The sequence below is a fragment of the Kutzneria chonburiensis genome (assembly GCF_028622115.1).
Classification (GTDB): domain Bacteria; phylum Actinomycetota; class Actinomycetes; order Mycobacteriales; family Pseudonocardiaceae; genus Kutzneria; species Kutzneria chonburiensis.
The window spans coordinates 8,249,121-8,263,441 of sequence record NZ_CP097263.1; the positions used below are offsets into that span (position 1 = coordinate 8,249,121).

The 14,321-nt window shown below is 69.9% G+C and carries 11 protein-coding genes, 1 pseudogene and 1 riboswitch; all 12 genes and pseudogenes read left to right on the forward strand.

Annotated features, from left to right (window positions below; all coding sequences use genetic code 11):
* Positions 1 to 24: 24 nt before the first annotated feature.
* The 12 genes and pseudogenes from rsmI to M3Q35_RS38545 all read left to right on the forward strand — a co-directional run bounded on the left by rsmI (position 25) and on the right by M3Q35_RS38545 (position 14,280).
* A pseudogene (rsmI, locus tag M3Q35_RS38490) lies at positions 25 to 878 on the forward strand (16S rRNA (cytidine(1402)-2'-O)-methyltransferase).
* Positions 879 to 909: 31 nt separating this feature from the next.
* Positions 910 to 2,703, forward strand: a complete 1,794-nt coding sequence (metG, locus tag M3Q35_RS38495) for a methionine--tRNA ligase (RefSeq protein ID WP_273937486.1) — start codon at positions 910 to 912, stop codon at positions 2,701 to 2,703.
* Positions 2,700 to 3,524, forward strand: a complete 825-nt coding sequence (locus tag M3Q35_RS38500) for a TatD family hydrolase (protein WP_273937487.1) — start codon at positions 2,700 to 2,702, stop codon at positions 3,522 to 3,524. The genes metG and M3Q35_RS38500 overlap by 4 nt, the downstream gene beginning before the upstream one ends.
* Before the next feature lie 366 nt (positions 3,525 to 3,890).
* A complete protein-coding gene (locus tag M3Q35_RS38505) occupies positions 3,891 to 5,435 on the forward strand; it encodes a resuscitation-promoting factor (RefSeq protein ID WP_273937488.1) in 1,545 nt (514 codons plus the stop codon).
* A gap of 17 nt (positions 5,436 to 5,452) precedes the next feature.
* Positions 5,453 to 6,295, forward strand: coding sequence for a 16S rRNA (adenine(1518)-N(6)/adenine(1519)-N(6))-dimethyltransferase RsmA (gene rsmA, locus M3Q35_RS38510; RefSeq protein WP_273937489.1), 843 nt, complete (start codon positions 5,453 to 5,455; stop codon positions 6,293 to 6,295).
* Between the two features lie 2 nt (positions 6,296 to 6,297).
* Complete coding sequence (locus tag M3Q35_RS38515) at positions 6,298 to 6,786, forward strand: GNAT family N-acetyltransferase (protein WP_273937490.1); 489 nt, start codon at positions 6,298 to 6,300, stop codon at positions 6,784 to 6,786.
* 141 nt (positions 6,787 to 6,927) lie between these two features.
* Positions 6,928 to 7,018: riboswitch (SAM riboswitch) on the forward strand.
* A gap of 225 nt (positions 7,019 to 7,243) precedes the next feature.
* Positions 7,244 to 8,254: a methionine ABC transporter ATP-binding protein gene (locus tag M3Q35_RS38520; RefSeq protein ID WP_273937491.1), complete on the forward strand. Its 1,011-nt coding sequence runs from the start codon at positions 7,244 to 7,246 to the stop codon at positions 8,252 to 8,254.
* The gene (locus M3Q35_RS38525; RefSeq protein WP_273937492.1) at positions 8,251 to 8,937 is read left to right on the forward strand and encodes a methionine ABC transporter permease; all 687 of its coding nucleotides are present in this window, start codon (positions 8,251 to 8,253) and stop codon (positions 8,935 to 8,937) included. Before M3Q35_RS38520 ends, M3Q35_RS38525 begins: the two co-directional genes overlap by 4 nt.
* Positions 8,938 to 8,958: 21 nt before the next feature.
* Positions 8,959 to 9,768 carry a MetQ/NlpA family ABC transporter substrate-binding protein gene (locus M3Q35_RS38530; protein WP_273937493.1) on the forward strand — a complete coding sequence of 270 codons (810 nt, stop codon included), beginning with the start codon at positions 8,959 to 8,961 and terminating at the stop codon, positions 9,766 to 9,768.
* A gap of 31 nt (positions 9,769 to 9,799) precedes the next feature.
* Complete coding sequence (locus M3Q35_RS38535; protein WP_273937494.1) at positions 9,800 to 10,765, forward strand: 4-(cytidine 5'-diphospho)-2-C-methyl-D-erythritol kinase; 966 nt, start codon at positions 9,800 to 9,802, stop codon at positions 10,763 to 10,765.
* Between the two features lie 17 nt (positions 10,766 to 10,782).
* Positions 10,783 to 12,549, forward strand: a complete 1,767-nt coding sequence (locus tag M3Q35_RS38540) for an ABC-F family ATP-binding cassette domain-containing protein (protein WP_273937495.1) — start codon at positions 10,783 to 10,785, stop codon at positions 12,547 to 12,549.
* Between the two features lie 75 nt (positions 12,550 to 12,624).
* Entirely contained in the window at positions 12,625 to 14,280 is a 1,656-nt protein-coding gene (locus tag M3Q35_RS38545; RefSeq protein ID WP_273937496.1) for a fatty acyl-AMP ligase, read from the forward strand.
* Positions 14,281 to 14,321: the final 41 nt, after the last annotated feature.

Here is a 14,321-nt window from a genome sequence, read left to right on the forward strand (position 1 = left end):
GGGGTCGATCGTAGGGTGAGTGGCGTGAATACCGTATCGGGCACCGGTCAGCTGCTGGTGGCGGCGACGCCGCTGGGCAATCTCGGCGACGCCACCCGGCGACTGGTGGATGCCCTGGCCACGGCCGATCTGGTGGCGGCGGAGGACACCCGCAAACTGCGGTCGCTGGCGTCCGGTCTCGGCGTCACACCGGCCGGGAAAATCGTCAGCTTCTACGACGCGGTCGAGCAGGCCCGGCTGCCCGGACTGGTCAAGGCGGTCGCTTCCGGACAAACGGTGCTGCTGGTGACCGACGCCGGTATGCCCAGCGTGTCCGACCCCGGCTACCGCCTGGTCGCGGCGTGCGTGGCCGAGGATCTGCCGATCACCTGCCTGCCCGGCCCGTCGGCGCCGGTCACCGCGCTGGCCCTGTCCGGGGTGCCGGTCGACCGGTTCTGCTTCGACGGCTTCCCGCCGCGCAAGCCGGGGAGCGCCGCAAGTGGCTGGCCACGCTGGCCACCGAGACCCGGGCCTGCGTCTTCTTCGAATCACCGCATCGGGTGGCCGCGACCCTGGCCGACGCCGTCGAGGTGCTGGGCGGCGAGCGTCGCGGCGCGGTCTGCCGGCAGCTGACCAAGTCCGACGAGCAGGTCGTGCGGGGCACGCTGGCCGAGCTGGCTGAGTGGGCCGCCGGCGGTGTGGGTGGCGAGGTCACGGTGGTGTTCGCCGGGGCCGAGCCGGCCGTCGTGGACGTCACGGACGTGGCCGGCCTGGTCCCGGCGGTGCAGGAGCGGGTGGCCGCTGGACAACGCCTCAAAGATGTGGTTGCCGAGGTCGCGGCCGGTGCCGGCGTCAGCAAGAAGGCGCTGTACGACAGCGTGGTAGCGGCCAAGAAGTAATGGGTGTACGTACACCCGTACCCTTTGTCGCATGAGTGCCTCCGTGCTGACGGCGGTGGCCTGGCCCTACGCCAACGGCCCCCGTCACATCGGCCATGTCTCCGGTATCGGTGTCCCCTCCGACCTGTTCGCCCGCTACATGCGAATGTCGGGTCACGACGTGCTCATGGTCTCCGGCAGCGACGAGCACGGCACGCCGATCCTGGTGCAGGCCGACAAGGAGGGACTGACGCCGCAGCAGACTGCGGACAAGTACCACCGCGTCGTCGCGGAGGACATGCGCGCCCTCGGCGTCACCTACGACCTGTACACGCGCACCACCACGCGCAACCACTACGACGTGGTGCAGCAGATCTTCCTCGCGCTCAACGACAACGGCTACATCCTGCCCAAGACCACGACCGGCGCGGTCAGCCCGTCCACCGGCCGCACCCTGCCCGACCGCTACATCGAGGGCACCTGCCCGATCTGCGGCTACGACGGGGCGCGCGGCGACCAGTGCGACAACTGCGGCAACCAGCTCGACGCCGCCGACCTGATCAACCCCAAGTCGCGGATCAACGGCGAGACGCCCAAGTTCGTCGAGACCGAGCACCTGTTCCTCGACCTGCCGGCGTTCACCCGGACGCTGGGCGAGTGGCTGGCGTCCAAGACCGACTGGCGGCCCAACGTCGTCAACTTCACCAAGAACCTGGTCGACGACATGCGGCCGCGGGCCATCACCCGCGACCTGGACTGGGGCGTGCCGATCCCGCTCGACGGCTGGCGCGACCAGGGCCTCAAGCGGTTCTACGTGTGGTTCGACGCGGTCATCGGCTACTTCTCGGCCAGCGTGGAGTGGGCCCGGCGCAGCGGCGACCCGGACGCGTGGAAGCGCTTCTGGACCGACCCCGAGACGCCGATCGTGCACTTCATGGGCAAGGACAACATCACCTTCCACGCCCAGATCTGGCCGGCGCTGCTGATGGGCCACAACGGGGCCGGCGACAAGGGCGGCAAGCCCGGGCCGTACGGCACCCTCAACCTGCCGACCGAGATCGCCTCCAGCGAGTTCCTCACCATGAGCGGCTCCAAGTTCTCCACCTCCCGGGGCCGGGTCATCTACGTGCGGGACTTCCTGGCCGAGTTCGGCCCGGACGCGCTGCGCTACTTCATCTCGGCCGCCGGGCCCGAGACCCAGGACGTGGACTTCACCTGGGAGGAGTTCGTCCGGCGGATCAACTTCGAGCTGGCCAACGAGTGGGGCAACCTGGTCAACCGGTCGGTCTCGATGGCGCACAAGAACGTCGGGGCCGTGCCGGCGCCGACCGCGCCGACCCAGGCCGACGAGGACCTGAAGGCGCTGTCCAGGGCCGCGTTCGACACCGTGGGCACGCACCTGCGGCACTCCCGGTTCCGCGCCGGCATCGGCGAGGCGATGCGGGTGGTGTCGGCGGCCAACAAGTACCTGTCCGACCAGGAGCCGTGGAAGCTCAAGGACGACCCGGCCCGCCGGGACACGGTGCTGCACACCGCGTTGCAGGTGGTCAAGGACGCCAACACGCTGCTGACGCCGTTCCTGCCGCACTCGGCGCAGAAGATCCACGAGCTGCTCGGCGGCACCGGGCTGTGGGCCTCGCAGCCGGAGATGCGCGAGGTCACCGACCTGGACGACCCGTCACGCGAGTACCCGGTGCTGACCGGTGACTACACGGCCGAGCAGGCCAAGTGGGAGTCGACGCCGATCGAGGTCGGCGTGCCGCTGAGCAAGCCGACGCCGCTGTTCGCCAAGCTCGACCCGGAGCTGGGCGAGACCGGTCCGGAGTGGGCACCAGTCGAGAAGTGACTCCTCGCAGGGGTGAGCGGCCGCCGATACCGGAGCGTCTTCCGGTGTCGGCGGTCGACGCCCACACCCATCTGGAAGCCTGTGGCGCCAAGGATTCCGCCGATGTCCGGTCCATGATGGACCGGGCCGAGTCGGCCGGCATCGGGCACGTGATCACGGTCGCCGACGACATGGCGGCCGCCCGCTGGGCCGTGGAAGCGTCCACCTGGGACGATCGCGTTTTCGCCGCCGTGGCGCTGCATCCTACGCGTACCAAGGACTTCGGTGAGTCCGAACGGGACGAACTGGCCGCGCTGGCCGCGCACCCGCGGGTGGTGGCGATCGGCGAGACCGGTCTCGACTACTACTGGGACTACGCCCCGCATGACGCCCAGCAGGACGCTTTCCGTTGGCACATAGAGCTTTCCAAGCGCCTGGGCAAGCCGCTGATGATCCACGACCGTGATGCGCACGAGGACGTGCTGCGCATTCTGGACGAGGAGGGCGCGCCGGACAGCGTGGTGTTCCACAGCTTTTCCGGCGATGTGGACATGGCGCGACGCTGCGTGGCCGCCGGTTACGTGCTGTCGTTCTCGGGCACGGTCACGTTCCGCAACGCGGAACCGTTGCGGGACGCGGCAATGGTTGTCCCGCTGCAACAGTTGCTTGTGGAGACGGACGCGCCTTTCCTGACGCCCCACCCGTTCCGGGGTCGCCCGAACGAGCCGTACTGCGCCGCGTACACGCTCCGTGCACTCGCTGATCTACGGGGAGTACAGGTCGGTGAGCTGGCAACAATTGTCACCGCAACGGTGAACCGAGTCTTCGGCCTGGGCGTATGACCCTCCGTGCGACGAAGATTTCACCCCGTGGTGTGACTGGAGCCACAACAACCCGAGGAATGTTTGCTCACACGCTCGACCTCCGTTACGGTCCCGTGATCGGTGGATCGGGCAACGATGTCCGCCCACCGGCCCGCAGTCAGGTCGGCGTTCGTCGGGGACGGCCGGCTTCCGCGAGGAAGCGGCCGGACGGCGTTGACTACGGGACCGAGCAAGGCAGTCGGAGCACGAGACCCGAGCGAAGCGAGGAGAAGTACCAGCGGCTGATCGGCTAGTGGCGAGACAGCCGCGGAACTCTTCGCGGACCATCGGCTTTTCGGAGGTAACGACCCCGTGACTGGGACCGGTAGGCACCGTAGACCGCGCATGTCCGAGGAAGCACCCACCCAGGTGCAGAGCGCGCAGAGCTTCTGGGCACCCCACACCGGGGTGGCCGTTGCGGAGCGCCAGACCTCGGCCTGGACCGCTGTGCGGCCGGACCTCGACTGGGACTGGGACTGGGAGGCCGAGCTCGAGTCCACCCGCCAGTTCGTGCCCGGCGGGGCGTACGTCTCCACCCAGGACGTGATGGACGTTCTCGGGCCTGACGCCCAGGACATCCTCAACTCCGTCAACATGGAGCTCGACCAGCTGCTCGAGCTGATGAACGCCAAGACCACGGTCTTGCCGATCATCCGTGACGACGCCGGTCCGCTCACCGAGGGCCTGGCCCAGTGCTGGGAAGAGCTCGAAGAGGGACTTGAGGACCGCAACCTCGTCCCCGAGCCGCTGCGTGGAACCAAGCGGGCAAAGACAGTCGTCAAGACCGACCTCGAAGCCAAGTCGCCGTGGAAGCGCCGGTTCATCAAGGCAGCCGTGATGGCCACCCTGGTCAGCCTGGCCGGTGGCGGCGCCACCGCGCTGGCCATGGACAAGGCCGTCACCGTTGACGTCGACGGCCACGAGATGACCGTCCACACGTACTCCGGCACCGTCGGCGACGTGCTGGCCAAGCAGGGCCTGACCGCCGGCGCGCACGACTCGCTGATGCCCTCGGCCGGCTCCTCCATCGCCGACGGCGGCAAGATCGTCCTGCAGCGCGGCCGCACCATGACGGTGTCGGTGGACGGCGTCTCCCAGACCCAGTGGGTCAAGTCCCTCACCGTGGCCGACGCGCTGCGCGAGATGGGCGTCAAGACCGAGAATGCCAAGCTGTCGGTCGACCCGTCCAAGCAGATCCCGCTCAACGGGATGTCGCTGGACGTCAAGACGGCCAAGCAGGTCACCATCAGCGACGGCGGCAACGCCCCCAAGCAGCTCACCACCTACGCGGTGACCATCCAGGAGCTGCTCAAGTCCCTGAACATCTCGCTCGGTGCCGACGACAACGTCGCGCCGGCCGGGGACACCAAGCTGGCCACCGGCGCCCAGATCACCGTCAGCCGCAACGGCGTGACCGTGGTCCAGGAGAACCAGGACATCCAGCCGACGACGCAGATCGTCAACGACCCCACCCTCGACGAGGGCGTCACCCAGGTCATGGACCCGGGCACGGTCGGCAAGCAGAACGTGACCTACCGGGTCACCATGCACAACGGTCAGCAGACCGACAAGCAGCAGATCGGCGTGCAGATCATCACGCCGATGAAGCCGAAGGTCGTCAAGAACGGCACCAAGCCGCTGCCGGGCGACGAGATCTGGGACAAGATCGCCGGGTGCGAGTCCAGCGGCAACTGGCACATCAACACCGGCAACGGCTACTACGGCGGGTTGCAGTTCAACAACCCGACCTGGCTGTCCAACGGCGGTGGCCAGTACGCGCCGCGGGCCGACCTGGCCACCCGCGAGCAGCAGATCGCCATCGCCAACAAGGTCCGCGCGGCCCGTGGCCTGCAGCCGTGGGAGTGCGCCAAGATCCTCGGCCTGGACTGAGCCTAGAATCTCTCTCCGTGCCCGAACTGCTGGGACCCGTCGAGGTCCGTGCCCTTGCCAAGGAGTTGGACGTCCGTCCGACCAAGAAGCTGGGCCAGAACTTCGTGCACGACACCAACACCGTTCGGCGCATCGTCACTGCCTCCGGTGTCACCGGCGATGACGTGGCGTTGGAGGTCGGTCCCGGCCTCGGGTCGTTGACCCTGGCGCTGCTGCCGGTGTGCAAGGCCGTCGTCGCCGTCGAGATCGACCCCGTGTTGGCGGCGAGGCTCCCCGCCACCGCCGCCGAGTTCGCGCCGTCCTTCGCGTCTCGGCTTTCGGTCGTCGGTGCCGATGCCATGCGGGTCACCGCTGACCAGCTCGGTGCCGCGCCTACCGCTTTGGTCGCCAACCTGCCGTACAACGTCTCGGTGCCCATCGTGCTGCACCTGCTCGCCGAGCTGCCGTCATTGCAGACCGGGCTCGTCATGGTCCAGTCCGAGGTCGCCGACCGCATGGCCGCCGGTCCCGGCAGCCGGGTCTACGGGGTGCCCAGCGTCAAGCTCGCCTGGTACGCCGACGCTCGGCGTGCCGGTCCCGTGCCGCGGTCCGTCTTCTGGCCCGTGCCCAACGTGGACTCGGCGCTCGTCGCCTTCACTCGGCGTGAGTCCCCGTCCACGGTTTCCCGCGAGGCCCTCTTCGCCCTCGTCGACGCCGCCTTTGCTCAACGCCGCAAGACGCTTCGGGCCGCCCTCGCCACCTGGGCCGGTTCCCCCGACCGCGCCGGTCAGCTCCTCACCGCCGCCGGCGTCGACCCTTCGTCCCGTGGCGAGCAGTTGGGCATCGCCGACTTCGTCCGCATCGCCGAAGCCGCCCAGTAGCCATGTTGGTGCCGCTCCAGGCCGGTTATGCCCCGGCCGTCCTCGCCTTCGAGCTCGCCAACCGCACCTACTTCGCCGCCTCCATCTCCGACCGCGGCGACGACTACTTCGCCCAGTTCACCGCCCGATACGACGCCCTGCTCGCCGATCAGGCCACCGGCCTCTGCGCCTTCTACCTCGTCGTCGAGGACGACTCCGTGCTGGGCCGCTTCAACCTCGACCGTTTCTCTGGCGGCACCGCCGACCTCGGCTACCGCGTCGCCCAGTCCGCCGCCGGCCGCGGCCTCGCCACCCGCACCGTGCGGGACCTGTGCGTGCTGGCCGCCTCGCGGCACCGCCTCCACACCCTCCGCGCCGCCGCCTCCCACCAGAACGTCGCTTCGCGGCGGGTCCTGCTCAAGAGCGGCTTCGCCGAGACCGGTCCGGCCGACCCCGCCGAGCTCGGTGGCAAACAGGGCACCTGGTACCAGCGCGACCTGCTCGACGGATAACTCTGGGTGCCGATGAAGTCGCTGTCCGATATGTCGGTGGCCGAGTAATCTTCGGCCATTGGTGTGACTTACCGAACGATCCATGGTTCTTTGCAGGCACGGCTTGATTTTCCACATACCGGTCAGGTGTACTGCTACTTGCATCCATCCCGAGCGGCCGAGAGACCTGGATCGACGAAGCCGCAGCAACCACCCCACCCGGGGCAGGTGCTACAGCCAGGACCGATGGAGGACGTCATGGACCTCGTACGAGTGTGCGCAGCGCTGCTGCTCACTCGCCGTCGAGTGGTCGATCAGTGCCGTCGCACCGCGACGGGCTGTCGGGCCGGCCGGTAACACCCCTACCGCCGCCTACTGTCGGTTCACCCTCATCGCATCGTCCCGATAGGACGGTCCAAAAAGGACGACCTGCGCGCGCCGTCTTCGCGCGGGGTCGCCGCGTGCCGTGGAGCAAACAGTGATCACTGTCGACAATCTGGTCAAGTCATTCCCCAGTCGTAGCGGCGCCGTGCGCGCCCTGGACGGCGTCACCCTCGAGGTCCAGGCAGGCGCGGTGTGCGGCGTCGTCGGCCCGAGCGGCTCCGGCAAGTCGACCCTGGCCCGCTGCATCGCCCTGTTGGAGCGCCCGGACAGCGGTGCGATCCGCGTGGACGGCACCGACCTCGTCACCCTGGACGGCAACCGGCTGCGCGCCGCGCGCCGGCAGATCGGCGTTGTGCCGCAAGGGGATTCGCTGCTGCGCCAGCGCACGGCGGCCGGCAATGTGGCGCTGCCGCTGGAAACCGCGGGCGTCGACGGCCCGACCCGGCGTCGCCGCGTCGGCGAACTGCTCGACCTGGTCGGCCTGACCGACAAGGCCGCCTCGTACCCGGACCAGCTCTCCGGCGGTCAGCGTCAGCGCATCGCGGTGGCCCGCGCGCTGGCGGCGAACCCCGCGGTGCTGCTGGCCGACGAGCCCACCTCGGCACTGGACCCGGAGACCACCGGCTCCGTGCTGACCGTGCTCGACCGGGCCCGGGCCGAGCTCGGTGTCACGGTTGTTGTTGTCACACATGACATGGCGGTGGTCCGCCGGATCTGCGACGACGTCGCGCTGCTCGACGGCGGCCGGATCGTGGAGAACGGCAGGCTGCTCGACCTTGTGTCCGATGTGGACAGTCGTACCGCCAACGCGCTGCTGCCCGCGCTCGACCAGACCGACGGCATCGCCGCCAACCACGACCGCGTCGCCGACGTGGTGCTGGTCGGCTTCGCCGCGGTGGGCGCGCTGCTGCCGGAGGCGTCCAACCGGTTCGGCGTCGACCTCGCCGTGCTCGGCGGCGGACTGACCCGGCTCGGCGAGACCCCGGTCGCCCGGTTCCGGCTGGGCCTGACCGGCGAGCGGGCCGACTCCGCGCTGGAGTGGATCTCCGAGGCCGGCGCCCTCGTTCGACGGGCCCAGAAGGGCCCGCAGGGAGTCGCTGCGTGAGACCGACCACTCCGTGGTCCGATGTGTTCGACCTGCTCCACCCCGCACTTGGCCAGACGCTCTACATGGTCGGCGTGGCAACGTTGTTCGCCACGGTGCTCGGGATTCCGCTCGGCGTGCTGCTGCACGTGACGGCGCCGGACGGGCTGCGGCCCGTGCCGGTGCTGCACCGGATCCTGGGCACCGTGGTCGACTTCGGCCGGTCACTGCCGTTCATCGTGCTCATCGTGCTGCTGCAACAGGTTGTCACCCGCCCGCTGATCGGCACCTCGATCGGCCCGACCGCGGCGATCGTGCCGCTGGCCATCGGGGCGGTGCCGTTCCTCGGCCGGCTCGTCCAGTCCGCGCTGCGTGAGGTGGACGCGACGGTCGTCGAGGCGGCCGTCACCACCGGCGCCACCCGGGCCCGCATCGTGCGATCGGTGCTGCTGGGCGAATCCGCCCCGGCCCTGGTGTCCGCGGTCGGCGTCACGGCCGTCACCCTCGTCGGCTTCTCCGCCATGGCCGGGGTCGTCGGCGGCGAGGGCCTCGGCGACCTGGCCATCCGCTACGGCTACCAGCGCTACGACGACCGGGTCCTCTGGTCGACGGTGCTGGTGCTCGGCGCCCTCGCCATGCTCATCCAACTGCTGTTCGACGTGTCCTCGCGGTTGATCGACCGCCGCCGCCGCGTCACTGCCTGACATTCAAGGAATCACAGTCCCATGAAGCTCCGTGTTGCGCTCCTTGCTGCCCTCGTGACGGTCTCCGCGGCCGCCTGCGGTTCGGGCGGCGGCGCGGCGGCCGACCCCAACGCCCCGCTGATCGTGGGCGTGAGCCCCACTCCGCACGGCCAGATCCTCCAGTTCGTCGCCGACAAGCTGGCGCCGGCCAAGGGCCTGAAGATCCAGGTCAAGGAGTTCACCGACTACGTGACGCCGAACACCTCGCTGGTCGACAAGTCGCTGGACGCCAACTACTTCCAGCACCAGCCCTACCTGGCCGACTTCGAGCAGAGCCACGGCGTGCAGCTGAGCTGGATCACCGCGGTGCACCTCGAGCCGCTCGGGCTGTACTCGAAGAAGGCACACAAGCCGGCCGACCTGCCCGACGGCGCCAAGATCGGTGTGCCCAACGACACCAGCAACGAGGCGCGGGCGCTCAAGCTGCTGGCCGACAACGGTCTGCTCAAGCTGAAGCCCGGCACCGAGAGCACCGCGACGCCGCGTGACATCGCCGACAATCCGAAGCACCTTCAGTTCGTCGAGCTGGAGGCGGCGCAACTGCCGCGCAGCCTTGAGGACACCGACGCGTCGATCGTCAACGGCAACTACGCGCTCTCCGCCGGCCTTGACACCAAGTCCGCGGTGCTGCTGGAGAAGGCCCAGGGCAACCCGAACGCGAACGGTCTGGTCACGCGGCCCGAACTGGCCGGTGACAAGCGGATCAAGGAGCTGGCCGAGCTGCTCAACTCCCCGCAGGTCAAGGACTACATCGACCAGACGTTCCACGGTTCGGTCCTGCCGGCGTTCTAGCCTGCACGGCAACAGCCCGTAGGCTGGACGGGTGCTAGCCGTCGTACCGACCCCAGTGACCGTCCGGGCCCCGGCGAAGGTCAACCTGCATCTCGCCGTGGGTGACCTTCGCGCCGACGGCTACCACGACCTGACGACGCTGTTCCAGTCGTTGTCGCTGATCGACGAGGTGACGGTGGCCGTCGCCGACGAGTCGCGGCTGGAGGTGCGGGGCGAGGGCGCGGCCGACGTGCCCACCGACGAGTCCAATCTGGTCTGGAAGGCCGTGCGGGCGCTGGCCGCGCACGTCGGCCGGGACCCGGACGAGCCCAAGCTGCGGATCAGCATCAACAAGGGCATCCCGGTGGCCGGCGGCATGGCCGGTGGCAGCGCCGACGCCGCCGCCACCCTGGTCGCCCTGGCCCATCTGTGGCGGTTGGAGATGGGCCGGGACGAGCTCGCCACCGTGGCCGCCGAGATCGGCAGCGACGTGCCGTTCGTGCTCCAGGGCGGGCTGGCCCTGGGCACCGGCCGTGGCGAGCAGTTGGTACCCGTGCTGTCCCGGCACACGTACCACTGGGTGATGGCCCTCGACGCTGGCGGTTTGTCCACGCCCGAGGTGTTCCGCGAGCTCGACCGCCTGCGGGTCGAGGGCAACCCGCCGCGCGTCGGCGCCGTCGAGCCCGTGCTGGAGGCCCTGGCCTCCGGCGACCCCAACCAGCTGGCCCTGCTGCTCGGCAACGACCTCCAGGCCGCCGCCGTCTCGCTACGCCCCGGCTTGCGCCGCACCCTCCGGGCCGGCGTCAACGCCGGTGCCCTGGCCGGCATCGTCTCCGGCTCCGGGCCAACGTGCGCCTTCCTCTGCTCCGACGGTGACGCCGCCGTCCGGGTCGCCGCCGAGCTCTCCGGCGCCGGCGTCTGCCGGACCGTGCGGGTGGCCCAGGGCCCCGTCGCCGGCGCCCGCGTCGTCACCGGCGAGGACGCCGCCCGCCCCACCCCACCCGAGGTCCACGCCTAGGCCCGTAGGCTCTTCACGTGGCAAATCTCGTCAACCTAGAAGCCGTGAGCAAGTCGTACGGCGTGAAGGCCCTGCTCGACACCGTGTCCCTCGGGGTCAACGAGGGCGACCGGATCGGGGTCGTCGGGTTGAACGGGGGCGGCAAGACCACGCTCCTCGAGGTACTGACCGGGCTGGAGCCGCCGGACGAGGGGCGGGTCAGCCAGAGCCGGGATCTGCGGATGGCGGTGGTCACGCAGCGCACCGAGCTGGTCGGTGACACGGTGCGCGCGGCGGTGCTGGACCCGCACGGGTACGCCTCGGAGCACGAGTGGGCGTCGGACGCGCGCGTGCGGTCGATCCTGGACGGCCTGGGGATCACGGCGCTGGGCCTGGACTCGCCGGTGGCGACGATGTCCGGCGGCGAGCGCCGCCGGGTGGCGCTGGCGGCGGCGTTGATCAAGGAGCTGGACCTGCTCGTGCTGGACGAGCCGACCAACCACCTTGACGTGGAAGGCGTGCGCTGGCTGGCCGAGCACCTGCTGGCCCGGCGCGGCGCGCTGGTGGTGGTGACCCACGACCGGTGGTTCCTGGACACGGTGTGCACCCGGACCTGGGAGGTCGTCGGCGGCGCGGTCGAGCAGTACGAGGGCGGCTACGCGGACTGGATCTACGCCAGGGCCGAGCGGGCCCGGCTGGCCGACACGCTGGAGGAGAAGCGCCGCAACCTGGCCCGCAAGGAGCTGGCCTGGCTGCGCCGCGGCGCCCCGGCCCGCACGTCCAAGCCCCGGTACCGGATCGAGAACGCCGAGGCGATCATCTCGGACGTGCCGGAGCCGCGGGACAAGGTCGAGCTGATGGCCTTCGCCAAGCGCCGGCTGGGCAAGACCGTGATCGAGCTGGAGGACGTGTCCTTCGCGCTGGGCGACCGCACGCTGCTGGACAACGTGACGTGGCGGATCGGGCCGGGCGACCGGATCGGCCTTGTCGGCGTGAACGGCTCGGGCAAGACCTCGCTGCTGCGGCTGCTGTCCGGCGACCGCGAGGCCGACAGCGGCAAGCGCGTGCAGGGGCAGACCGTGCGGCTGGCCCACCTGACCCAGGAGCTGATCGACCTGCCCGGCGAGCTGCGGGTGCTGGAGGCGGTCGAGGAGGTCGCCCGGCGGGTGGTGCTGGGCAAGGTCGAGCTGTCGGCGTCGCAGCTGGCCGAGAAGTTCGGCTTCACCAAGGTCAAGCAGTGGACGCCGGTGTCGGACCTGTCCGGCGGCGAGCGGCGGCGGCTGCAGCTGGCCCGGCTGCTGATGGCCGAGCCCAACGTGCTGCTGCTCGACGAGCCGACCAACGACCTGGACATCGACACCCTGCAACAGTTGGAAGACCTGCTCGACTCGTGGCCGGGCACGATGGTCGTGGTCTCGCACGACCGGTACCTGATCGAGCGGGTCTGCGACCAGGTCGTGGCGCTGTTCGGCGACGGCCGGATCGCCAACCTCACCGGCGGCATCGAGGAGTACCTGCGGCGTCGTGACCAGCAGCTGGCCGCGGCGGCCGCCGCCCAGGCCACGCCGGTCGCGCCGAAGGTGAGCGACGCGGCCGAGCAGCGGGCGGCCCGCAAGGAGCTGTCCCGGCTGGAGCGTCGGCTGGACGTGCTGACCAAGAAGGAAGGGGATCTGCACGCCAAACTGGCCGAGGCGGCGACCGACCCCGACCGGCTGCTGGCTCTCGACGCCGAGTTGCGGACCGTGTTGGCCGAGAAGGACGACGTCGAGGAGCAGTGGATGCTCGCCGCCGATGCGGCCGAGTGAGCCTTAGGCATAACGGAACGGATGCGTCCCGCCCAACGGACCCATCCTTGAGCCGGACGCCCTAGGCTCCGCACTATGAGCAAGTTCGTCGACACGTTGCGCGCCACCGGGACCGGTGGGCGTGGCAAGGGGTTCATCACCGGCGAGCCGCAGGCGCCGGTGCGCCGGACGTGGGCCGAGGTGCACGTGACCGCCACCGAGCTGGCCGGCGGGCTGGTGGCGGGCGGCCTGCGTCCGGGCACCGCCGTTGCCGTGCTGGCCGCCGATCCGGCGGTGATCGCGCCGGCCGTGCAGGCGGTGTGGCTGGCCGGCGGCAGCGTGACCATGCTGCACCAGCCGACCCCGCGTACCGACCTCGGCGAATGGGCCCAGGACACGCTGAAGGTGCTCGGCATGATCGAGGCCGGCCTGGTCCTGCTGGGCAGCCCCTTCGATGCGCTGTCGCCCGTGCTCGACGAGCACGGCATCACGTACCGGAAGCTGACCGACCTGGCCGGCGCCGAGCCGCTGACCGAGCCTGTCGATGTCGACGAGGACGCCACCGCGCTGCTCCAGCTGACCAGTGGCTCCACCGCGGACCCGAAGGCCGTGCGGATCACCCACCGCAACCTCATGGCCAACATGACCGCGATGATCACGGCGTCCAAGTTCGACTTCGAGGCCGACACCATGGTGTCGTGGCTGCCGCTGTTCCACGACATGGGCATGGTCGGCTTCCTGACGCTGCCCATGACGTTCGGCATCGAGCTGGTGAAGGTCAGCCCGGTCGAGTTCCTCGGCGGGCCGCTGCTGTGGTTCGACCTGGTCAGCCGCTACCACGGCACCGTCACCGCCGCACCGAACTTCGCCTACGCCATCGCCGGCCGCCGACTGTCCTCTGTGGACGAAGACGGCAAGTACGAGCTGTCGCAGCTGCGGATCGCCTTGAACGGGGCCGAACCCATCGACGCCGCCGCGGTGAAGTCGTTCACCGACGCCGGCGCCCGTTTCGGCATGACGCCCGGATGTGTGCTCTGTGCCTACGGAATGGCCGAGACGACCCTCGGCGTCGCCTTCGCCGCGCCTGGTGAGGGCATGACCATCGACACCATCGACGCCGACGAGCTCGAGGCCGGCAAGCGGGCCGTGCCGGCCACCGATGGCAAGACCCGGTCCTTCCCGCTGCTCGGGCATCCCTTGCCCGGCTTGGAAATCAAGGTCGTCGACGAGAACGGCGAGCCGCGCGGCGACCGCGAGGTCGGCCTCATCATGCTTCGCGGCGAGTCCGTCACGCCCGGCTATCTCACCGTCAACGGTCCAGTGTCCACACAGGACGAACACGGTTGGCTCGACACCGGCGACGAGGGCTACCTCATCGACGGTCAGGTGGTGGTCTGCGGGCGTCGCAAGGACGTCATCATCATGGGCGGCCGCAACATCTACCCCACCGACATCGAGCGCGCCGCCACCTCCGTCGACGGTGTCCGCGCCGGCAACGCCGTCGCCGTCCGCCTCGACGCCGGCACCCGGCGGGAGCGGTTCGCCGTCGCCCTGGAATCCAACCGCGCCAACGATCCCGAGGCCGTCAAGGTCATAAAGGACGAGGTCACCGCCCGCATCGTCGACGCCGCCGGCGTGCGCCCGTACGCCGTCATCGTGCTCCCGCCCGGCAACCTGCCCAAGACCCCTTCCGGCAAGCTCCGCCGCGCCGCCGCCGGCGACCAGGTCGCCAAGATGCTGACCAAGGACTGAGCGAAACCGGGTGCGGGGCAAGGAAACCCCGCACCTGGTTT

Coding starts and splice junctions, on each gene's coding strand:
- M3Q35_RS38515 (WP_273937490.1), top strand. CDS start 6,298: ATGTTGGTGCCGCTCCAGGCCGGTTATGCCCCGGCCGTCCTCGCCTTC.
- M3Q35_RS38505 (WP_273937488.1), top strand. CDS start 3,891: ATGTCCGAGGAAGCACCCACCCAGGTGCAGAGCGCGCAGAGCTTCTGG.
- M3Q35_RS38530 (WP_273937493.1), top strand. CDS start 8,959: ATGAAGCTCCGTGTTGCGCTCCTTGCTGCCCTCGTGACGGTCTCCGCG.
- M3Q35_RS38545 (WP_273937496.1), top strand. CDS start 12,625: ATGAGCAAGTTCGTCGACACGTTGCGCGCCACCGGGACCGGTGGGCGT.
- metG (WP_273937486.1), top strand. CDS start 910: ATGAGTGCCTCCGTGCTGACGGCGGTGGCCTGGCCCTACGCCAACGGC.